This is a genomic window from Streptomyces sp. Root1310 (assembly GCF_001426425.1).
In the GTDB taxonomy this organism is placed as follows: Bacteria; Actinomycetota; Actinomycetes; order Streptomycetales; family Streptomycetaceae; genus Streptomyces.
In genome coordinates this window covers 479,255-498,736 of the sequence record NZ_LMEQ01000012.1, presented here as the reverse complement: position 1 = coordinate 498,736, position 19,482 = coordinate 479,255, and the positions used below count along the sequence as shown (strand labels likewise).

The 19,482-nt window shown below is 71.0% G+C and carries 17 protein-coding genes; 3 read left to right on the top strand and 14 right to left on the bottom strand.

Translation table 11 applies throughout. The features are described from left to right. Window positions 1-23: 23 nt before the first annotated feature. Window positions 24-998 carry a LysR family transcriptional regulator gene (locus ASD48_RS20415; protein ID WP_057603065.1) on the bottom strand — a complete coding sequence of 325 codons (975 nt, stop codon included), beginning with the start codon at window positions 996-998 and terminating at the stop codon, window positions 24-26. A 63-nt stretch (window positions 999-1,061) separates the two neighbouring features. Here ASD48_RS20415 and ASD48_RS20410 point away from each other — a divergent pair, with 63 nt between their 5' ends. Both ASD48_RS20410 and ASD48_RS20405 read left to right on the top strand, forming a co-directional pair. Further along, window positions 1,062-2,348: an MFS transporter gene (locus ASD48_RS20410; protein ID WP_057603064.1), complete on the top strand. Its 1,287-nt coding sequence runs from the start codon at window positions 1,062-1,064 to the stop codon at window positions 2,346-2,348. 375 nt (window positions 2,349-2,723) lie between these two features. After that, window positions 2,724-3,740 carry a sigma-70 family RNA polymerase sigma factor gene (locus tag ASD48_RS20405; RefSeq protein ID WP_057603063.1) on the top strand — a complete coding sequence of 339 codons (1,017 nt, stop codon included), beginning with the start codon at window positions 2,724-2,726 and terminating at the stop codon, window positions 3,738-3,740. On the opposite strand, the gene ASD48_RS42140 is transcribed toward ASD48_RS20405, so the two are convergent. The 9 genes from ASD48_RS42140 to ASD48_RS20365 form a co-directional block, all read right to left on the bottom strand. Continuing rightward, window positions 3,624-4,010 carry an STAS domain-containing protein gene (locus ASD48_RS42140; RefSeq protein WP_157880658.1) on the bottom strand — a complete coding sequence of 129 codons (387 nt, stop codon included), beginning with the start codon at window positions 4,008-4,010 and terminating at the stop codon, window positions 3,624-3,626. The genes ASD48_RS20405 and ASD48_RS42140 overlap by 117 nt on opposite strands. 62 nt (window positions 4,011-4,072) lie before the next feature. Further along, a complete protein-coding gene (locus ASD48_RS20400; RefSeq protein WP_057603547.1) occupies window positions 4,073-5,356 on the bottom strand; it encodes a thymidine phosphorylase in 1,284 nt (427 codons plus the stop codon). Between the two features lie 115 nt (window positions 5,357-5,471). Then, window positions 5,472-5,888, bottom strand: a complete 417-nt coding sequence (locus tag ASD48_RS20395; RefSeq protein ID WP_078889945.1) for a cytidine deaminase — start codon at window positions 5,886-5,888, stop codon at window positions 5,472-5,474. Beyond that, window positions 5,885-7,147, bottom strand: coding sequence for an ABC transporter permease (locus ASD48_RS20390; protein ID WP_057603062.1), 1,263 nt, complete (start codon window positions 7,145-7,147; stop codon window positions 5,885-5,887). The genes ASD48_RS20395 and ASD48_RS20390 overlap by 4 nt, the downstream gene beginning before the upstream one ends. Further along, window positions 7,147-8,265 carry an ABC transporter permease gene (locus tag ASD48_RS20385; RefSeq protein ID WP_057603061.1) on the bottom strand — a complete coding sequence of 373 codons (1,119 nt, stop codon included), beginning with the start codon at window positions 8,263-8,265 and terminating at the stop codon, window positions 7,147-7,149. Before ASD48_RS20385 ends, ASD48_RS20390 begins: the two co-directional genes overlap by 1 nt. Further along, entirely contained in the window at window positions 8,262-9,923 is a 1,662-nt protein-coding gene (locus ASD48_RS20380) for an ABC transporter ATP-binding protein (protein ID WP_057603060.1), read from the bottom strand. The genes ASD48_RS20385 and ASD48_RS20380 overlap by 4 nt, the downstream gene beginning before the upstream one ends. A 286-nt stretch (window positions 9,924-10,209) precedes the next feature. Then, a complete protein-coding gene (locus tag ASD48_RS20375; protein WP_057603059.1) occupies window positions 10,210-11,262 on the bottom strand; it encodes a BMP family ABC transporter substrate-binding protein in 1,053 nt (350 codons plus the stop codon). A 231-nt stretch (window positions 11,263-11,493) separates the two neighbouring features. Next, the gene (locus tag ASD48_RS20370) at window positions 11,494-12,570 is read right to left on the bottom strand and encodes a BMP family ABC transporter substrate-binding protein (RefSeq protein WP_057603058.1); all 1,077 of its coding nucleotides are present in this window, start codon (window positions 12,568-12,570) and stop codon (window positions 11,494-11,496) included. A gap of 290 nt (window positions 12,571-12,860) precedes the next feature. Then, on the bottom strand, window positions 12,861-14,153 hold the full coding sequence (locus ASD48_RS20365) for an amidohydrolase (protein ID WP_057603057.1): 1,293 nt from the start codon (window positions 14,151-14,153) through the stop codon (window positions 12,861-12,863). A gap of 308 nt (window positions 14,154-14,461) precedes the next feature. On the opposite strand from ASD48_RS20365, the gene ASD48_RS20360 reads away from it, so the two are divergent. Next, window positions 14,462-14,713, top strand: a complete 252-nt coding sequence (locus ASD48_RS20360) for a hypothetical protein (protein ID WP_057603056.1) — start codon at window positions 14,462-14,464, stop codon at window positions 14,711-14,713. 51 nt (window positions 14,714-14,764) lie between these two features. On the opposite strand, the gene ASD48_RS20355 is transcribed toward ASD48_RS20360, so the two are convergent. Genes ASD48_RS20355 through ASD48_RS20340 form a run of 4 tightly spaced genes read right to left on the bottom strand, consistent with a single transcriptional unit; the run spans window position 14,765 to window position 19,460 of the window. After that, window positions 14,765-15,856, bottom strand: coding sequence for a hypothetical protein (locus tag ASD48_RS20355; RefSeq protein ID WP_057603055.1), 1,092 nt, complete (start codon window positions 15,854-15,856; stop codon window positions 14,765-14,767). 43 nt (window positions 15,857-15,899) lie between these two features. Then, entirely contained in the window at window positions 15,900-16,838 is a 939-nt protein-coding gene (locus tag ASD48_RS20350; RefSeq protein WP_057603054.1) for an N-acetylneuraminate synthase family protein, read from the bottom strand. 13 nt (window positions 16,839-16,851) lie between these two features. Next, window positions 16,852-18,099: an N-acylneuraminate cytidylyltransferase gene (locus tag ASD48_RS20345; RefSeq protein WP_057603052.1), complete on the bottom strand. Its 1,248-nt coding sequence runs from the start codon at window positions 18,097-18,099 to the stop codon at window positions 16,852-16,854. A gap of 20 nt (window positions 18,100-18,119) precedes the next feature. Further along, the gene (locus tag ASD48_RS20340) at window positions 18,120-19,460 is read right to left on the bottom strand and encodes a DUF6716 putative glycosyltransferase (RefSeq protein WP_079073872.1); all 1,341 of its coding nucleotides are present in this window, start codon (window positions 19,458-19,460) and stop codon (window positions 18,120-18,122) included. Window positions 19,461-19,482 lie beyond the last annotated feature (22 nt).

Below are 19,482 nucleotides of genomic sequence, written 5' to 3'. Positions count from 1 at the left end.
AGTGCGGCAGCAGGTTGCCCCTCTCAGTGCGGCAGCAGGTTGCCCCTCCTCGACAGCAGGAACTTCTTGAAGGCCGCCACCGGCGGGGTGTCCGGATGGCCGTCCAGCCAGGCCACGCCGATCTCACGGGCGGCCCTCGGGGCCGTGACCGTCAGTTCCACCACTCCCGGGCGGGCCACGGCGGGCGGTGGCAGCAGTGCCACCCCGAGCCCCGCCGCCACCAGGCCGCGCAGGGTCTCGGCCTCCTCGCCCTCGAAGGCGATCCGGGGCCGGAACCCGGCCTCCTTGCAGAGGTCGTCGGTGATCCGGCGCAGGCCGTAGCCCGGTTCCAGGGTCACGAAGGTCTCGTCGGCGGCCTCGGCGAGGCGGACCCTGCGGCGGGCGGCGAGACGGTGGTCGGCGGGGACGACCAGGCGCAGCTTCTGCTCGTCGAGGCGGCGGGCCACCAGGTCGGGGGCGTCCGGGACGGGGGAGGTCAGACAGAGGTCCAGCTCCCCCGCCCGCAGCCGCTCGAGCATCGCCTCGCCGTAGTTCTGGACCAGGCTGAAGCGGACGCGCGGGTGATCGGCGCGGAAGGCGTGGATCAGCCCGGGGACGGTCTCCGCACCCATGGTGTGCAGGAAGCCGAAGGCGACCTTGCCGGTGGCCGCGTCGGCGTCCGCCCGGACCTCGTCGGCGGCCCGCTCGATCTCGCCGAGGGCGCGCTCGACGGAGGCGAGGAAGGTGCGCCCGGCGGGGGTGAGGGAGACCGTGCGGCCGTGCCGGGCGAACAGGTCGACGCCCAGGTCCTGTTCGAGGCGGACCATGGCCCGGGACAGCGTCGACTGCGGGACCTGCATCTCCTGCGCGGCGCGCGTGACGTGCTCGGTACGGGCGACCCCGGCGAAGTACGCGAGCCTGGGGGCCAGCGTCCTCGCCATGTCCGCCGTGTCGGCCGCCATGTCTTCTGTGTCACCGGACGGTGACAGGCGAGCCCCTGACCTCTGCTGATGCACCATGGGAACGATTATGTCGATTCCATGCATTGGACGGATGAGCGGGGGCCTACGTAACTTCGAGGCATGTCTCCCGCCAGTACCGGGGCGTCCACGATCGTGGGCGCCGCGTCCTCCGCTTCCGTCCCCTCCGCTCCCCTCTCCGCCGACTCCCGTCTGGCCCCCGGCGGCCCCGGCTACCGCCGGATGAGCTTCGCGCTCTTCCTCGCCGGTGTGGCCACCTTCGCCCTGCTGTACTCCACGCAGGCGCTCCTGCCGCTGATCTCCGGTGACTTCGGGGTGGCGGCGAGTCAGGCGAGCTGGACGGTGGCGGCGGCGACCGGCGGACTGGCGCTGTTCGTGCTCCCGATGAGCGCCCTGTCGGAGCGCTACGGCCGCCGTACGGTCATGACGGCCTCACTGGGCGTCGCGGTCGGCGTGGGCCTGCTGGTCCCGTTCGCGCCCTCCCTGGGCACGCTGGTCGTGCTGCGGGCGGTGCAGGGCGCGGCGCTGGCCGGTCTCCCGGCGTCGGCGACCGCGTATCTCGCCGAGGAGGTCCGGCCGAAGGCGCTCGTCACGGCGATCGGCCTGTTCGTGGCGGGCAACAGCGTCGGCGGGATGAGCGGGCGGGTCATCACCGGCTGGGTCGCGCAGGAGTGGGGCTGGCGGGTGGCCGTCGGCGTGATCGGCGCCCTCGCGGTGGCCTGCGCGATCGCCTTCCGTCTGCTGCTGCCGGCGCCCCGGCACTTCAAGGCGGGTTCACTGGCGCCGCGCGTGCTGATCGGCACGGTCCGAGAGCACCTCGCCAACCCGCTGCTGTGCCGCCTGTACGCGATCGGCGCGCTGTTCATGACGGTCTTCGGCGGCGTGTACACGGTGATCGGCTACCGGCTGACGGAGGCGCCGTTCTCCCTCCCCCAGGGCATCGTCGGCTCGATCTTCCTGGTGTACCTGGTGGGCACGGTGTCGGCGTCGACGGCGGGCCGGCTGGTCGGCCGGCTCGGCCGGCGCGGCGCACTGTACCTGGCGGGTGGCACCACGGCCACCGGACTGCTGCTGTCGCTGGCGGACTCCCTGGTTCTGGTCCTGCTCGGTCTGGTGCTGATCACGGCGGGCTTCTTCGCGGGGCACGCGGTGGCCTCCTCGGCGGTCAGCAAGACGGCGACGACCGGCCGCGCCCAGGCCTCCGCCCTCTACCAGTCCGCGTACTACATCGGCTCCAGCGCCGGTTCCACGGTCGGCGCGCTGGCCTTCCACTCGGGCGGCTGGGCCGGCACGGTCGGCGTGGGTGTCCTGGCGGTGCTCGGCGTCGTGACCATCACGGTGTTCGGGACCCGCGCGGCCCGCCGGGAGACGCTGGTCGCCGCTCACTGAACGTCCCGCGGTCTGCCCGCGGTCTCCCCTGCCCGGGGTCCTCCCCCTGCCCGGGGCCGGTGGTCGGCGGTGGCGCACAGCCTCCGCGCGACGACCGGTCCGCGCAGGGGGTTTTCGATGGAGTTCCGGATCGCTCGCGGTGACCTCGCCCAGGCGATTGCCCGGGCGGCACGCGCGCCGCCCGCCCGTACGCCCGTGCCCTTGCTTGCTGATGGCCGTGGAGCAGTTGGTCCGAGAGCGCCTTGCATGTGCCGTCCGCACGCCTTCCACCTGGGCTTTTGCCGACTCGGCGGGCCATTGTCAGTGGGCTGCGGTAGCTTCCGAAGTGCTGGGCGCGAAGACGCGTGACAGAACGGCCACAGGGGTGGGTGGACGATGGGCGACAGCACGGCGACGACGACCGACATCGACGTCGCACTGGAGAAGCACCGGACGGAACTGACCGGCTACTGCTACCGCATGCTCGGCTCCTCCTTCGAGGCCGAGGACGCGGTGCAGGACACGCTGGTCCGCGCCTGGCGGAGCTACGCGAAGTTCGAGGGCCGCTCCAGTCTGCGCTCGTGGCTGTACCGGATCGCGACGAACGTCTGCCTGGACATGCTGACGGCCGGCAACAAGCGGGCCCGGCCGATGGACCTCTCCGAGCCCACCCCGCTCGCCCGGGCGGCGCTCTCGCCCCGCCCCGACAACACCTGGCTGGAGCCGATGCCGGACGCTCGTGTGCTGCCGACCGTGGAGGACCCGGCCGAGGCGGCGGTCGCCAAGGAGTCGGTGCGCCTCGCGTTCATGGCCGCGCTGCAGCAGCTCCCGCCGAAGCAGCGGGCGGTGCTGATCCTGCGGGAGGTGCTGGCCTGGAAGGCGAGCGAGGTCGCCGAGCTGCTCGACACCTCGGTCGCCTCGGTCAACAGCGCGCTCCAGCGGGCGCGGGCGACCCTGTCCGAGCGGGAGACGGCCGGCGCCGACGCGGCGGTGTCCGACCCGTTGGACGAGGAGCAGCAGAAACTGCTCGACCGGTATGTGGCGGCCTTCGAGGGCTACGACATGACAGCGCTGACGGCCCTCCTCCACGAGGACGCCATCATGACGATGCCGCCGTTCGACCTGTGGCTGACCGGCCACGACGACATCACCGGCTTCATGACCACGCTCGGCTCCGCGTGCGAGGGCTCGCGCCTGCTGCCGGTCCAGGTCAACGGCCTGCCGGGCTTCGCCCAGTACAAGCCCGACCCCGACAAGGGCGGATTCACCCCGTGGGCGATCCAGGTCCTGGAGATCTCAGACGGCCGCCTCACCGGGTTCCACTTCTACCTCGACACCCAGCGCTGGTTCCCCCTCTTCGACCTCCCCCTCCACCTCGAAGCGGAGACCGACGAGGTCGAGCAGGGCGCGTAGCGCCGGGTCGGGGGCGCGCAGCCGGATGCGTCCCCCGGCCCGCCGTGCGGCCAGCTGGAGCCGCGCCAGCAGGTCGACGGCGGTGAGGCCCGGCGGCCCTATCCCGGCGACGTCACAGACGACGACGGCGGCGCCGGTGGCCTCCATCAGCGCCCGCGCGTCGTCGACGAGCCCGGTCACCCGGGGGCGGGTGACGGGGCCGGTCAGGGTGAACACGGGCGGTGTCGTCGATTCCACGATCGGTAGACCGGCGCGGGGCGCCCAACTCATCGGAGCGGGTGATCCGCAGTCGGGTGCTCGGCCGTCGGGTGATCCGCCGGAGGGGGATCGGTTCAGGCGATGCGCTCCAGCACCACCGGGGACGCGGTGAACCCGGCGTCGGCCGCGCCGATGTCGTACGAGCCCGTCACCGCCTCGAGTGCGTACGCGAAGCGCTCCGGGGTGTCCGTGTGCAGGGTCAGCAGGGGCTGGCCCTCCTTGACCGTGTCGCCGGGCTTGGCGTGGAGTTCGACGCCCGCGCCCGCCTGCACCGGGTCCTCCTTGCGGGCCCGGCCCGCGCCGAGGCGCCAGGCGGCGATGCCGATGTCGTAGGCGTCGAGGCGGGTCAGGACGCCCGAGGCGCCCGCCGTCACCACGTGCGTCTCCCTCGCCGTGGGAAGCGGGGCGTCGGGGTCGCCGCCCTGGGCCGCGATCATGCGGCGCCAGACGTCCATCGCCGAGCCGTCGGCCAGCGCCTTCGCCGGGTCCGCGTCCTTCACGCCGGCCGCGTCGAGCATCTCGCGGGCGAGCGCGATGGTCAGTTCCACGACGTCCGCCGGGCCGCCGCCGGCCAGCACCTCGACCGACTCGCGGACCTCGAGGGCGTTGCCGGCCGTGAGACCGAGGGGGGTGGACATGTCTGTCAGCAGGGCGACCGTCTTCACGCCGTGGTCGGTGCCGAGGCCGACCATCGTCGAGGCCAGCTCGCGCGCGTCCTCGATGGTCTTCATGAAGGCGCCGGTGCCGACCTTCACGTCGAGGACCAGGGAGCCGGTGCCCTCCGCGATCTTCTTCGACATGATCGACGAGGCGATCAGCGGGATCGCCTCCACCGTGCCCGTGACGTCCCGCAGCGCGTACAGCTTCTTGTCGGCCGGGGCCAGGCCGTCGCCCGCCGCGCAGATCACCGCGCCGGTCGTGTCGAGGACGTGCAGCATCTCCTCGTTCGACAGCAGCGCGCGCCAGCCCGGGATCGACTCCAGCTTGTCCAGGGTGCCGCCGGTGTGGCCGAGGCCCCGGCCGGAGAGCTGGGGGACCGCCGCGCCGCAGGCCGCGACCAGCGGGGCCAGCGGGAGCGTGATCTTGTCGCCGACGCCGCCCGTGGAGTGCTTGTCGGCCGTCGGGCGGGACAGCGCGGAGAAGTCCATGCGCTCACCGGAAGCGATCATCGCGGCCGTCCAGCGGGCGATCTCGCGGCGGTTCATGCCGTTGAGCAGGATGGCCATGTTGAGGGCGGCCATCTGGTAGTCGGCGACCTCGCCGCCGGTGTACGCGTCGATGACCCAGTCGATCTGCGCGTCGCTGAGCTCACCGCGGTCCCGCTTGGTGCGGATGACGGACACGGCGTCCATCGACAACTGCGTCATGGCTTTCCTTCCGGTGGTGCACCGTGGTGCGGGTGCACGGCGGTGCGGCAAGACGTTCCAGAAACCGCGCGGCCCCTCTGCGCCAGTCAGAGGGGCCGCGCGGGACTTACTTGGTGAGGTGGCCCGGCCCGAAGGCCTGCGGGAGCATCTCCGCCAGCGGCAGGATTCCCGCCGGCGTCTCCAGCAGCAGTTCCGGGCCGCCGAACTCGTAGAGCAGCTGACGGCAGCGGCCGCACGGGACGAGGATCTCGCCACGGCCGTCCACACAGGTGAAGTGGGTGAGCCGGCCGCCGCCGGTGTTCTGGAGCTCCGAGACCAGCCCGCACTCGGCGCACAGGCCGAGCCCGTAGGAGGCGTTCTCGACGTTGCAGCCGGACACGGTCCGGCCGTCGTCGACCAGGGCCGCCACGCCGACCGGGTAGCCGGAGTACGGGGCGTACGCCCGGGACATGGCGTCCCTGGCCACCGTACGCAGCTTCTCCCAGTCGACCGTGTCGGCGGATCCGGCGGCGGGCGGGGTCACTTGCCCTGCCCCTTCCGGTACGGCATGCCGTCCGCCTTGGGCATCCTGAGGGACTGGGCGGAGAGCGAGAGCACCAGCAGGGTGACGACGTACGGCGCGGCCGTCACGACCTGACGCGGGACCTCGTCCGTGCCGAGGTACCAGACGAACATCAGGGCCGAGACCAGCGCGGTGACGACGGCGGGGACGTACTTCTTCTTCCACGCCAGGTAGGCCGCGCCGAACACGAGCACGATCGCGAGCAGCAGGATCAGCGCGTGCACGTTGGTGGTGCCGCCGCGCAGGTTGAGGCTGTCGGTGTAGCCGAACAGGCCCGCGCCGAGGGCGAGGCCGCCCGGCATCCAGTTGCCGAAGATCATCGCGGCGAGACCGATGTAGCCGCGGCCCGCGGTCTGGCCGTCGAGGTAGACGTTCGAGGCCACGATGGACAGGAACGCGCCGCCGAGACCGGCGAAGCCACCGCTGATGATCACGGCGATGTACTTGTACTTGTAGACGTTGACGCCGAGGGACTCGGCGGCCACCGGGTTCTCGCCGCAGGACCGCAGCCGCAGACCGAAGGCCGTCCGCCACAGCACCCACCAGGTGACCGGGACGAGGGCGACGGCGACGACGGTGAGCGGTGACAGGTCGGTGATCAGACCCCCGACCAGTCCCGCGATGTCCGAGATCAGGAACCAGTGCTTCTCGTTGAGCGTGTCCAGCCAGCCGGACAGGCCGGGGACGTCGAAGGTGCCCAGCGAGTCGATCGGCGGGGACTGCTTGGAGGAGCCCTGCGGGGCGCCCTCGAAGGTGAACTTCGACAGGTAGCGGGTGGTGCCGAGGGCCAGGATGTTGATGGCCACACCCGAGACGATGTGGTTCACGTTGAAGGTGACGGTCGCGACGGCGTGCAGGACGGCGCCGAGCGCGCCGCCGATGATGCCGAAGGCGACGCCCGTCCACGGACCCCACTGGTAGCCGGCCCAGGCGCCGAACCAGGTGCCGAGGATCATCATGCCCTCGAGGCCGATGTTGACGACGCCCGCGCGTTCGGCCCACAGACCGCCGAGGCCGGCGAGTCCGATCGGGACGGCCAGGCGCAGGGCCGTGGACATCTGGCCGGTGGAGGTGATGCCGTCCGCGCCGGTGATGAGGCGGACGACCGAGGTCAGCACCAGAACGCCCGCGATGATCAGCAGGAGGACCGGGAGCGAGATCTTGCGGCCGCCCTTGCCGGGCTGCTTCGCCTGCGGCTTGGCGATGGTCGTGGTGCTCATCAGACCGTCACCTCCTTCTTGGTGTTCTGGGCGGCGGCGGCGAGCTCGGCGCCGACCCGCTTCTGCTGACGGCGCAGACCCCACTGGCGTACGGCCTCGTACGAGATGACGACCGCGAAGACGATGAGGCCCTGCATGATCGTGGCGATCTCCTTCTCGTACGCCACCGGGGTCGCGTAGTCGAGGGCGGGAGAGGCCTTGTCGAGGAAGGCGATCAGGAGCGCGGCGAAGGCGATGCCCACCGGGTTGTTGCGGCCGAGCAGGGCGATGGTGATGCCGGTGAAGCCGAGACCCGTGGGGAAGCTCAGGCTGTAGGTGTGGGCGTCGCCGAGCAGCAGCGGCAGGCCGGAGAGGCCCGCGATGCCGCCGGAGATGAGCATCGCGGTGAGGACCATCTTCTTGGCGTCGACGCCGGAGGCCGCGGCGGCGGTCTCCGACTCGCCGGTGGCGCGCAGGTCGAAGCCGAAGCGGGTGCGGTTGAGGACGACCCAGTAGACGATGCCGAGCGCGATGGCGAGGAAGACCAGGCCGTAGATCTCGCCGACGTCCGCGCCGAGGTCGATGCCGGGCACCCAGCCGGAGTCCTTCATGATGCCGGTGGTGTTGTTGTTGCCGACCTGCACGCCCCAGATGTTGTCGAGGGTGAGGTAGCCGATCAGGCTGGTGGCGATCGCGTTCAGCATGATCGTCGCGACGACCTCGCTGACCCCGCGGGTGACCTTCAGGACGCCCGCGATGCCGGCCCAGAAGGCGCCGGTGAGGACGCCGACCAGGAGCAGCAGCGGGATCTGCAGGAAGGACGGCAGGGCGATGTTCGCGCCGACCACGGCGGTCATCATCGCGGCGAGACGGTACTGGCCGTCGACGCCGATGTTGAACAGGTTCATGCGGAAGCCGATGGCGACCGCGAGGGCGGCGACGTAGTACATCGAGGCCTGGTTGACGATCAGGACCTGGACGTCGGAGTAGCCGGCCTGCTCCAGCATGAGCGTGTACGGCTCGATCGGGCTCTTGCCCGAGGCGATCAGCACGACCGAGGTCAGCAGGATCGCCGCGACGAGCGCGATGACCGGGCCGGCCACCGCGAGGAGCACGCGCTCCTTGTCGAACTTCTTCATCGGGCCTCGTCCTCCGGACCGGCAGCTTCCTCGGTGGTTTCCGCGTCGTCCACGTGTTCTTCGTCCACGTGTTCAAGGTGACCGGTCGCGGCGCCGGTCATGGCGGAGCCGAGCTCCTCCGGGGTGATGGTGGCGGGGTCGGCGTCCGCGACCAGCGTGCCGTTGTAGATCACGCGCAGGGTGTCCGACAGGCCGATGAGCTCGTCGAGGTCGGCGGAGATCAGCAGCACGGCGAGGCCCTCGCGGCGGGCCTCGCGGATGCGGTCCCAGATCTGGGCCTGGGCGCCGACGTCCACACCCCGGGTGGGGTGGGCGGCGATCAGGAACTTCGGGCTGTGGCTCATCTCGCGGCCGACGATCAGCTTCTGCTGGTTGCCGCCGGACAGCGATGCGGCGGTGACGTCGATGCCGGGGGTGCGGACGTCGTACTCCTCGACGATCCGGCGGGTGTCGGCCTGGGCGCCCTTGATGTTCAGCCAGAAGCCCTTGGCGTTGGGCGCCTCGGTGACATGGCCGAGGATGCGGTTCTCCCAGAGGGGCGCCTCCAGGAGCAGGCCCTGGCGGTGGCGGTCCTCGGGGATGTAGCCGACACCGGACTCGCGCCGCTTGCGCGTGTTCCAGGGGGTGATGTCCTCGCCGAGGAAGGCGATGGTGCCGGAGTCGGCGTTCTTGGTGCCGATCAGCGCGTCGATCAGCTCGGTCTGGCCGTTGCCCTCGACACCGGCGATGCCCATGACCTCACCGGCGTGGATGGTGAAGCTGACGTCGTCGAGGGCCTTCTTGACCTCGCCGCCGACAGCGACCTCGGGCGCGATCATGCCGCTGACCCCGCCGGTCGTGGGCTCCGCCTCGACGCCCAGGGAGGCGCCGCCGCTGGCGTACACGGTGAGGTTCGCGACCTGGATGACGGGCTTGTCGGTGACCGTGGACTCGGCGGTCTCCGGGGTGGGCAGCTCGCTGCCGACCATCATCTCGGCGAGCTGGCGCGGGGTCGTCTCGGCGGGGACGGCCGTGCCGACGGTCGTGCCGCGCCGGATGACCGTGATCTCGTCGGCGACGGACAGCACCTCGCCCAGCTTGTGGGAGATGAAGATGACGGACAGGCCCTCGGACTTCAGCTCGCGCAGGTTGTCGAAGAGCGCGTCGACCTCCTGCGGGACGAGCACGGCGGTCGGCTCGTCGAGGATGAGGGTCTTGGCGCCGCGGAAGAGGACCTTGAGGATCTCGACGCGCTGGCGGTCGGCGACACCGAGGTCCTCGACCAGGGAGTCGGGGCGCACACCGAGCCCGTAGCGGTCGGAGATCTCCTTGATCTTCTTACGGGCGTTGCCACCGATGCCGTACAGCTTCTCGCTGCCCAGCACCACGTTCTCCAGCACGGTCAGGTTGTCGGCCAGCATGAAGTGCTGGTGGACCATGCCGATGCCGCGTGCGATGGCGTCGGCGGGGCTGGAGAAGCTCACCTGGTCGCCGTCGATCGCGATGGTGCCCTCGTCCGGCTTCTGCATGCCGTAGAGGATCTTCATCAGGGTCGACTTGCCGGCGCCGTTCTCGCCGACGAGGGCGTGCACGGTGCCTTTGCGGACGGCGAGATGGATGTCGTGGTTGGCGACGACACCGGGGAAGCGCTTGGTGATCCCCGCCAGCTCTACCGCGATCGTCGACTGTGCGGTGAGCGGAGGGCTGCTGGACGCGTCGATGGCGCACTCTCCTTGGGAAAGGGGCCGCTCTACGCGCGTAGCGCCCCTGCTTTAAATAGTGCCCGGATCAGGTCGAACTTGAATGATCTTGATAGCCGCTGAGGGCATCCCGATCAGGGCTCGATCCGTTCCGAGCATTCTGCCGCGCGAACGGGGCGCGGGGAGGACATCCTTCCCGCGCCCGGTTCCGTGGCCGTAACGCTGCCATTACAGCGCTCCATTGGCCAAGGCCTCTGACGGAAGGTCAGGAGGTCTTCACCGTGATGGTGCCGTTCTTGATGCCCTCTTCGGCCTTCTTGATCGCGTCCTGGATCGCGGTGTTGCCGGCGAAGGCCGGGTTCGAGTCCGACACGCTCACGCCGCCGTTCTCGAGGCTGCCGCGGACGACACCGGTGGCCGGCTTGCCGTCCTCGACGGACTTGGCCAGCGTGTAGACGGCGCCCTCGACGTTCTTCATGGCCGAGGTGAGGATCGAGTCCTTGTACGCCTTCAGCGCGTCCTGCTTGTACTGGTCGGAGTCGACGCCGATGGCCCAGACCTTGTGGGCGTTGGCGGCCTTGATGACACCCTGACCGGACAGGCCGGCGGCGGCGTAGACGACGTCCGCACCGGCGTCGATCTGGCCCTCGGCGGCGCTCTCACCCTTGTCGGGGCTGGAGAAGCCACCCTCGGCGGCGGTCTCGGTCAGGTACTGCGACTTGACCGTGACGCCCTTCTTGGTGTCCTGGACGCCCTGCTTGAAGCCGGCCTCGAACTTGTGGATCAGCGGAACGTCCACGCCGCCGACGAAGCCGACGGTGTTGGTCTTGGTGGCCTTGGCGGCGGCGACACCGGCGAGGTAGGAGGCCTGCTCCTCGTGGAAGACGAGGTCGGCGACGTTGTCGGCCTTGATCTGCTCGTCGTCGACGATGCCGAAGGTGGTCTTCGGGTACTTGGCCGCGACCTCCTTGACGGCCGGCGCGTAGGCGAAGCCGACACCGATCACCGGGTTGTAGCCCTGCTTGGCGAGGCTCTCCAGGCGCTGCACCTTGTCGGCGTCGGACTCGCCGTCCTGCGGCTCGACCGCGGTGGACTTGTAGCCGAACTCCTTGTCGGCCTTGTCCAGGCCGGCCGTGGCGGCGTCGTTGAAGGACTGGTCGCCCTTGCCACCGACGTCGTACGCGAGCGCGAGGCCCAGGTTCTTGTCACTGCTGTCGGAGGAGGACGACGACGTGGAGGAGCTTCCGCAAGCGGAAACGGTCACGGCGAGAGCTGCGGTGGCAACACCCGCAACCGCGATTCGGGACACCCGGCGCATGGAACTTGACTCCTTTGTGCAAGCGCCCAAACCAGGCGCTGGTTCCGCCGCAGCGTAACGCGCGTAGACCAGACGGAAAAACCCTTCTGTCCGGTCCGTTACCGAGCTGTGGCCGCAGTCGCGGTCAAGGTTACGGACAGCAGTACGCCCCTTGCGGGAGGCAAGGGGCGTATGGGCTGCAAGGACGCTCGGAAGGGCGTAGCCGGAGCCCGCCGGAACGGGTTTCGGCCGTTACTTGGTGTTAACCGTGATCTTGCCGTCGATGATGTCCTGCTTGGCCTTGTCGACGGCCGCGACGACGTCCGTCATCGCCTTGTACTTCGGGTTGGTGTCGGCGAATCCGACACCGTCGTTGGAGAGGCTGCCGCGGACCACACCGGACAGCGGCTTGCCCGCGTGGACGGACTTCACGAGGTCGTAGACGGCACCGCCGACGTTCTTCAGCGCCGAGCCGAGGATGTAGTCCTTGTAGGCCGCCAGCGCGCTCTGGCTGTACTGGTCGGAGTCGACGCCGATGGCCCACACCTTCTTGGCCGCGGCCTCGGTGATCACGCCCTGGCCGGAGAGACCGGCCGCGTGGTAGATGACGTCGGCGCCCGCCTCGATCTGACCGCTCGCCGCGTCCTTGCCCTTGTCGGGGCTGGAGAAGCCGCCTTCCTGGGCGGTCTCGGTCAGGTACTGCGACTCGACCTTGATGTTCGGGTTGACCGACTTGGCGCCCTGGACGTAACCGGCCTCGAACTTGTGGATCAGCGGGATGTCCACGCCGCCGATGAAGCCGATGTGCGCCTTCTTGCTGGCCTTGGCGGCGGCGACACCGGCCAGGTACGAGGCCTGCTCCTCGTGGAAGACCATGTCGGCGACGTTCTTCGCCTGGATCTGCTCGTCGTCGATGATCCCGAAGGTGATCTTCGGGAACTTGGCGGCGACCGCCTTGACGGCCGGCGCGTAGGCGAAGCCGACGCCGATCACCGGGTTGTAGCCGGCCTGGGCGAGCTGGGTCAGCCGCTGCACCTTGTCCGCGTCGGACTCGCCGTCCTGCGGCTCGATGTCCTGGCCGCCGATCTTGAATTCCTTCTCGGCCTTCTGGAAGCCGGCGTAGGCGGCGTCGTTGAAGGACTGGTCGCCCTTGCCGCCGATGTCGTAGGCGAGGCCGATGCCCTTGCCCGAGTAGCCGCTGCCGCTGGATTCCGAGTCGCTCGACTTGGAGTCGGTGCTGGACTTGCCGCAGCCGGCGGCGGCGAGCGCGACGACCGCGACGGTCACCGCGGCCCGGGAGAATCTCGTCCTCCGAGATATCAGACGCATAGCAAGCACCCCTTCATCCCCACGGCGCCGTCACCGGCCCGCTTCCCCTTGGTGGCGCCGTTCAGGAGGGGCTCCCCAACAAGCCTTTTCCCGGTGGCGATTCCGGCGCACAGTAACGCGCGTAGAAGCGGAGGGGAACGGGGTTTCTCCGGGCCGTTATCGATTCGTGCCGACCCGGGGTTACAAGCGGGTCCCCGGGGTTACGGGTGGGTGACACAAGAGGACGAAGGGGCACCTTTCCGGCACCCCTTCGCCCGGGTTCCCCGCCGGCTTCCCGCGCCGGGATTCCCTCAGTGACCGCGGGTCGCCGCGTCCAGCAGCGCGGCCGCCGTGAAGAGCTCCACGCCGACGGTGATCGCCGACTCGTCCGCGTCGAAGTCGCCCTGGTGCAGATCGCGCACCGTGCGCTCGCCGGGCGGGCGGACGCCGAGCCGGGCCATCGCGCCGGGCACCCGCTCGAGGTACCAGGAGAAGTCCTCGCCGCCGAGGCTCTGCTCGGTGCTCTCCACGGCCGTCTCGCCGCGCCGGGCGACCATGGCGTCCCGCAGCAGCCCGGCGACGTCACCGTCGTTGACGACGGGCGGGACACCCCGCACGTAGTTGATCTCCGACTTGGCGCGGTGCAGGTTGGCGACCTCGTCGATCGCCGCGACGACGATGTCCGGGGCCTGCCGCCATGCCTCGATGTCCAGGCAGCGGACGGTCCCGGACAGCTCGGCGTGCTGCGGGATCACGTTCGGCGCGTGTCCGCTCTCGATCCGGCCCCAGGTGACGGCCAGCCCGGCCCGCGTGTCGACGCGACGGCCGACCAGCGCGGGCACGTCGGTGACGACCCGGGCGACGGCGGTCACGAGGTCCGTGGTGAGGTGCGGGCGCGCGGTGTGGCCGCCCGGCCCGTCCAGCGAGATCTCCAGCCGGTCGCAGGCGGAGGTGATGGCACCCTCGCGCAGCCCGACCTTGCCCGCGTCGACCCGCGGGTCGCAGTGCACGGCGATGATCCGCCCGACCCCGTCCAGCGCCCCGCCCGCGATGGCGTCGGCGGCACCGCCGGGCAGCACCTCCTCGGCCGGCTGGAAGATCAGCCGCACGGGCCGCGGGAGCCGGCCCTGCCGGTGCAGCTCGGCGAGGACGAGTCCCGCGCCCAGGACGACGGTGGTGTGCACGTCGTGCCCGCAGGCGTGCGCGCGGTCCGGCACCGTCGAGCGGTAGGCGCACTCGGTCTTCGTGTCCGGGATGGGCAGCGCGTCGATGTCGGCGCGCATCGCGAGGACCGGCACCCCGTCGGCCCCGGCGCCCGCCACGCCGCCTCCGCCCACGGTCCCGATGTCACAGATGAGGCCGGTCCCTACGGCGAGTACGCGCGGCTCGAGGCCCGCCTTCTCGAGGCGGGCCTTGATCGCGGCCGTCGTGCGGAACTCCTGGTTGCCGAGCTCGGGGTGCATGTGCATGTCGCGGCGGAAGGCCACGAGCTCTGCGCGCAGCGCCTCCGGCAAGGTGCCGGGAAGGGCGTCGGGCAGCGCACCCTGAAGTGCGAAGGGGAGCACGTCTTCCCCTGACGGATCGGCCTCGGACTCTCGGGACATCAGTTGCTTCACCCTCTGAAGGGTAGGACGCCGGGGCGGTCAACTGACCCGATCAACAAAATTTCAACCCGTTAGGCGAAGAAAAGTTGGCCGCGTGGCGCATGGCTGCTGTGGTGGATGGGTAAACTTGCCGGCTTTTCGGTCGGCACTCACACTTATTCATTCCTTTCACGGATACCACGGACGGCTCGAGGAACGCTGGGTTTGTCCACGTACCGGGACCCCGGAGGATCCCGGAATCATCACCTCCGTGCAGCGGTTGCGCCACGTCGGGCGACGACGCGGGACCGGCCGGACAGGGTGCCCTCATGGAGACGATGACGTGCGGGTGCGGCGAGGACCGGATTCCCGGGGTCCTCGCGAGGGGCATCCTGACGCTGGCGCTGACCGGGCCGGCTGTGATGGCCCTCACGGCCTGTGTGCTCGGGGGTGTGCTGTGGGCGGTCACCCGGTGGCGCGACAGGGCGCGCCCGGAGCCCGAGGAAAGCTTCTTCGACGGGTTCGGCCGTTGGGAGGAGGAACAGGCGGAGCCGCCGCTCCCACGGGGCGGCGGCTCGTAGTCACCCTGGTCACGGCCCGTGCTCACGGCCCTCCTCGGACCACGGCCCTCCTCAGATCACGCTCACCGCTGCCAGCCGGTGCACGTCCTTGGCCGTGCCCGTGACCCCGGACAGGAACCCCTGGGCTCTGGGCGAGGCGTGGTCCGTCAGCCAGGCCGGGTCGATGTCGCAGACCGCGACCCGCACGTCCGTGCCGGACAGGGCCAGCGGCAGGGTGTGGACGACCGTGGAGGGGAAGCTGAGGACGGTCCGGCCGATGGGGCCGCGGCGGGCGATCAGTTCCAGCGGGAGGTCGGGGCGGACCACCTCCAGGCCCGTCTCGACGGCCAGCCGGTGGAGTTTCTCCGTGCTCTCCCGGCGGTGGGCGAAGTAGCGGGTCGCGCCGTGGGCCCCGGCCAGCGTCCGGACCGCCTCCACGTAGCGGTCGGTGTCCACGACGCCGGTCTCCACCAGCGAGGTGCCGACCAGGTCCGCGCTCTTCGTCACCCGCGGCGGGCCGAAGCGGTCGCGGGTCCAGGCGAAGGCGTTGGACGTGATCGTGACGCCGTCGGGTGCGTCCTTGATCGGCATGGAGGAGAAGACCTCGACCCCGCGGTCCGTGCCGGGGGTCAGCCGGCGGCGGGCCGCGGCGGACACCGGGGCGAAGAGCACGTCGCGGGGGCCCGTGCGGCCGCCCTTGCGGTGCCAGCGGACGAGACGTTCGCCGCGGGCCAGCTGGCCCACGAACTCCATCGTCGCCGTCCCGTCGTCCACCACGACCAGCTCGCTCGCCGTGGTGATGGTCAGCAGCAGCTGGACGTAGCGGGAGAAGGGGTCGCCCATCACCATCCGTTCCGCGCGCCGCAGCAGCGGGGTGAGGCCGCCGATGGTGCGGAAGGGCGCCGTGGTGCCGCCGCGGGCCTCCTCCCAGCGGACCGTGTGCCCTTCCCGGCGGGCCAGCTCGGCCATGCGGCGCAGCTGGCCGCGGGTCATCGGGTCGGTCGGGGACAGGACGACGAGGGTCATCCCCGCGCCGGGCTCCTCCCGGGGGTGGAGTTCGCGGGCGTGCGCCCACTCCAGGACGTTCAGGAGCTGCACCGGACTCTCGACGAAGGCGAGGGTGTGGGGGGTGTGGCCGGTGTTCTTCCCGGCGTGAGGACTCATCGTCGGACGACCATCCCGTAAGGCACTCGGAGGGGTATTCAGGTCACACCGCGACCGGTTCGCCCGCCGCCGCCGCGATCTCCGCCTCCGCGACGACGCCCGACACGCGGCGCAGCTTCTTCATGGGGCCGAGCTCCGAGTCGTAGACCTTCTTGACGCCGTCGCCGAGGGAGGCCTCGATGGTGCGGATGTCACGGACGAGGCGGGTCAGGCCGCCCGGCTCGACGGAGGCGGCCTGGTCAGAGCCCCACATGGCGCGGTCCAGGGTGATGTGGCGCTCGACGAAGGCGGCGCCCAGGGCGACCGCGGCGAGGGTGGTCTGCAGGCCGGTCTCGTGGCCGGAATAGCCGATCGGGACGTTCGGGTACTCCTTCTCCAGCGTGTTGATCACGCGGAGGTTGAGCTCCTCGGCCTTCGCCGGGTAGGTCGAGGTGGCGTGGCACATGAGGATGTTGTCGCTGCCGAGGACCTCGACCGCGTGGCGGATCTGGCGCGGCGTCGACATGCCGGTGGAGAGGATGACGGCGCGGTTGGTGGAGCGCAGGGCGCGCAGCAGTTCGTCGTCCGTCAGCGAGGCGGACGCCACCTTGTGCGCGGGGACGTCGAACTTCTCCAGGAAGGCGACCGCCTCGGTGTCCCACGGGGACGCGAACCAGGCGATGCCCTTCTCCTTGCAGTACTCGTCGATCTGCCGGTACTCGTCCTCGCCGAACTCGACGCGGTGGCGGTAGTCGATGTAGGTCATCCGGCCCCAGGGCGTGTCGCGCTCGATGTCCCACTGGTCGCGCGGGGTGCAGATCTCGGGGGTGCGCTTCTGGAACTTCACGGCGTCGCAGCCGGCCTCGGCGGCCGCGTCGATCAGCTTGAACGCGTTCTCGAGCTCGCCGTTGTGGTTGATGCCGATCTCGCCGCAGATGTAGACGGGCCTGCCGGGACCGACCTCGCGGGAACCGAAGGCGCGCAGACGGGAGTTGGTGCTCATGGCGCAGATGTCCTTACGTGGTGGGGGTGTCGAGAGAGGGTCCGAGGATCCAGCCGGCGATCTCCCGGATCGCGCCGTCGCCACCGGGGAGGGTGGTGACCGCGCGGGCGGCGCCGCGGACGACGTCGTGGGCGCTCGCGACCGCCACCGGCCAGCCCACGAGGGCGAAGCAGGGGAGGTCGTTGACGTCGTTGCCGACGTAGAGCACGCGCTCCGGCGCGATGCCCTGTTCCTCGCACCACTGCTTGAGCGCGAGGTCCTTGCGGTCGATGCCGTGCAGGACCGGAAGCCTCAGCTTCCGGGCCCGCGCGGCGACGACCGGGTTCCGTTCGGTCGAGAGGATCAGCATCCGCAGGCCCGACCTGCGCAGGGCGGCGATGCCGAGGCCGTCGCCGCGGTGCACGGAGACGAACTCCCGTCCGTCGGAGTCGATCAGCACCCGGTCGTCGGTCTGGGTGCCGTCGAAGTCGAGGACGACGGCGTCGATGTCGGCGGCCGTGGGCAGGGAGCCGGGCCGGTTCGTGTCGAAGAGGGGCACCAGTGCCCGGGCCCGGGCCAGGTCGTGCGGGTCGTCGATCTCCAGGACCCGGGCGGCGTCGGTGCGGACGAGTTCCGTGCGGCCGAAGAAACGGTGGCCGTGCGCGCGGAAGCCGTCGGCCCGCATGGCGTAGGCGGCGCCGGTCTCCAGGAGGTCCTGGGGCCGGTCCTGGCGGCGGGGGCGGACGGCCTTGTCGTGGTTGACGCCGAAGCCGCCGGCCGGGCCGGTGCCCCCGTCGGCGTCCGCGCCCTCTGCGGTGTCCCCGTCGCGCCAGACGAAGCCGTGGAACGGGGCGACCGTCACCGCGGTGTCGGCGCCCTCCTCGACGACGGCCGCGGCGACCCCGTCGATGTCGTCGCGGACGAGGAAGGGGCTGGTGCACTGCACGAGCAGGACGGCGTCGACCGGCGAGCCGTGCAGCGCCTCGTGGGCGTCCAGGGCGTGCAGGACGGCCGCCTCGGAGGTCGCGGTGTCGCCGGCGATGGCGGCAGGCCGCTGCACGACCTCCGCGCCCGCCTCGCGCGCCGCCGCCGCGATGGCGTGGTCGTCGGTGGAGACGACGACGTCCGTCACGAGACGGGTCGCCCGGCACTCGCGGACCGCGCGGGTGACGAGCGGTACGCCGCCCACCGGTGCGAGGTTCTTCGCGGGCACGCCCTTGGAGCCGCCGCGCGCGGGGATCACCGCGAGCACCCGGCGCACCCCGGCTGGTGGTTCGGACATGGGTTTCTCTCCTTGACGGGTCACAGCTCCCCCATCCGCCGGATGACCGGGGCCACCCGCTGCACGCCGTGCCGGTAGGCGCCGCGCGCCGCCCGGCGCGCGATCTGCCGGACCGGGCCCGGCTCCCGGTCGGCGGCCGGCGCGCCGGGCAGCGGGCTGCCGTCGGGGCCGAGGTGGTGGCGGGCGAGGATGCCGGGCAGATAGCCGGGCGCGGTGGCGGGCGTGTAGTAGGGGGCGAGGGGCGGAAGGCGGCCGGGGCCGCCGAGTGCTTTGCCGATCCGCTCACGTGCCGCGTCGAAGGCCGTAGCGTACGAGCCGTCCGCCGCGACGCCCTGGCGGGCCACCCACTCCTCGTCGGGGGCGGGCCGGTGCCCGGCGTCGAGCTGGTCCCAGGAGGCGAGGCAGCCGGAGCCGACGAAGTGGTGGTTGCCGAGCGCCTCGCGCACCCCGAGGTCGGTGAGGACGGCCGTGGGGACCCGACGGTGCAGGGACTCCAGGGCGGCCGTCGAACTGACCGTGACCATGAGGTCGGTGCGGTCGAGGACTTCGCCCATGTTTCCGTACACCAGACGGAAGTTGGGTGGCGGATCGAGCTTCTGCGCCAGCTTCTGGTAGGGCAGCTCCTCGATGTGGGTGGTGTGCTCGCCCGGCTTGGAGCGGAGCTTCAGCAGCACCTCCCGCTCCGGGTGCAGCCGCGCGTGGCGCACCAGCCGGTCGAGCAGGTACGTACGGTCCCTGCGGTTCTCCGGCACGGAGGGCTGTGCGGCGAAGACGACGGTGTAGGGGTCGTGTTCACCCGTGTAGGGGGAACCGCCCAGGAACGGCAGGGCCACTTCGGTCACGGAGGAGGCGTCGGCGCCCACGCCCTCGTACACGGCGCGGAAACGCTCGGCGTCCTGGCGGGAGTTGGCGAGGACGAGGTCGGCGCCGTGCCGCAGCAGCAGGCCGTCGGCGAGCTTCTCGTAGACGACGCCGACGTAGCCGGTGACGACGACGGGACGCTCGGTCCGTCCCTCCCAGATCCGCTTCAGGCCGTGCAGGATCGCCTGGACGCCGCCGCCGACCAGGGCGAGGACGAGGACGTCGTACGGGGTCCGCGTCATGGCGCGCAGGAACTCGAGCGCGGTGACCTCGCTCAGCGAGTCGGCGTGCACGCCGACCTCGGCCAGCTGGCGGGGGGTCGGGGTGGCCCGGCCGCGCAGCAGGAATCCGTCCAGGACGGGGGCGACTTGCGCCCCGCTCCCGGCTCCGGCTTCCATGGAGGGCGCGATCCGCGTCGCGGTCAGCGCACCCCATTTCCATCGGGTGTCGGAGTCCGCGAGGACGGCGATCCGTGGGGGGTTGGCAGTACTTACTGGCACAGCCCAGACGCTAGAAAGCAAA

What these genes read in the sequence shown, in the direction of transcription:
- ASD48_RS20360 (WP_057603056.1), top strand. Translation starts at nt 14,462, where the DNA reads ATGGAGACGATGACGTGCGGGTGCGGCGAGGACCGGATTCCCGGGGTC.
- ASD48_RS20390 (WP_057603062.1), bottom strand. Translation starts at nt 7,147, where the DNA reads ATGAGCACCACGACCATCGCCAAGCCGCAGGCGAAGCAGCCCGGCAAG.
- ASD48_RS20385 (WP_057603061.1), bottom strand. Translation starts at nt 8,265, where the DNA reads ATGAAGAAGTTCGACAAGGAGCGCGTGCTCCTCGCGGTGGCCGGCCCG.
- ASD48_RS20350 (WP_057603054.1), bottom strand. Translation starts at nt 16,838, where the DNA reads ATGAGCACCAACTCCCGTCTGCGCGCCTTCGGTTCCCGCGAGGTCGGT.
- ASD48_RS20415 (WP_057603065.1), bottom strand. Translation starts at nt 998, where the DNA reads ATGGTGCATCAGCAGAGGTCAGGGGCTCGCCTGTCACCGTCCGGTGAC.
- ASD48_RS20355 (WP_057603055.1), bottom strand. Translation starts at nt 15,856, where the DNA reads ATGAGTCCTCACGCCGGGAAGAACACCGGCCACACCCCCCACACCCTC.
- ASD48_RS20375 (WP_057603059.1), bottom strand. Translation starts at nt 11,262, where the DNA reads ATGCGCCGGGTGTCCCGAATCGCGGTTGCGGGTGTTGCCACCGCAGCT.
- ASD48_RS42140 (WP_157880658.1), bottom strand. Translation starts at nt 4,010, where the DNA reads ATGAGTTGGGCGCCCCGCGCCGGTCTACCGATCGTGGAATCGACGACA.
- ASD48_RS20410 (WP_057603064.1), top strand. Translation starts at nt 1,062, where the DNA reads ATGTCTCCCGCCAGTACCGGGGCGTCCACGATCGTGGGCGCCGCGTCC.
- ASD48_RS20345 (WP_057603052.1), bottom strand. Translation starts at nt 18,099, where the DNA reads ATGTCCGAACCACCAGCCGGGGTGCGCCGGGTGCTCGCGGTGATCCCC.
- ASD48_RS20405 (WP_057603063.1), top strand. Translation starts at nt 2,724, where the DNA reads ATGGGCGACAGCACGGCGACGACGACCGACATCGACGTCGCACTGGAG.
- ASD48_RS20370 (WP_057603058.1), bottom strand. Translation starts at nt 12,570, where the DNA reads ATGCGTCTGATATCTCGGAGGACGAGATTCTCCCGGGCCGCGGTGACC.
- ASD48_RS20365 (WP_057603057.1), bottom strand. Translation starts at nt 14,153, where the DNA reads ATGTCCCGAGAGTCCGAGGCCGATCCGTCAGGGGAAGACGTGCTCCCC.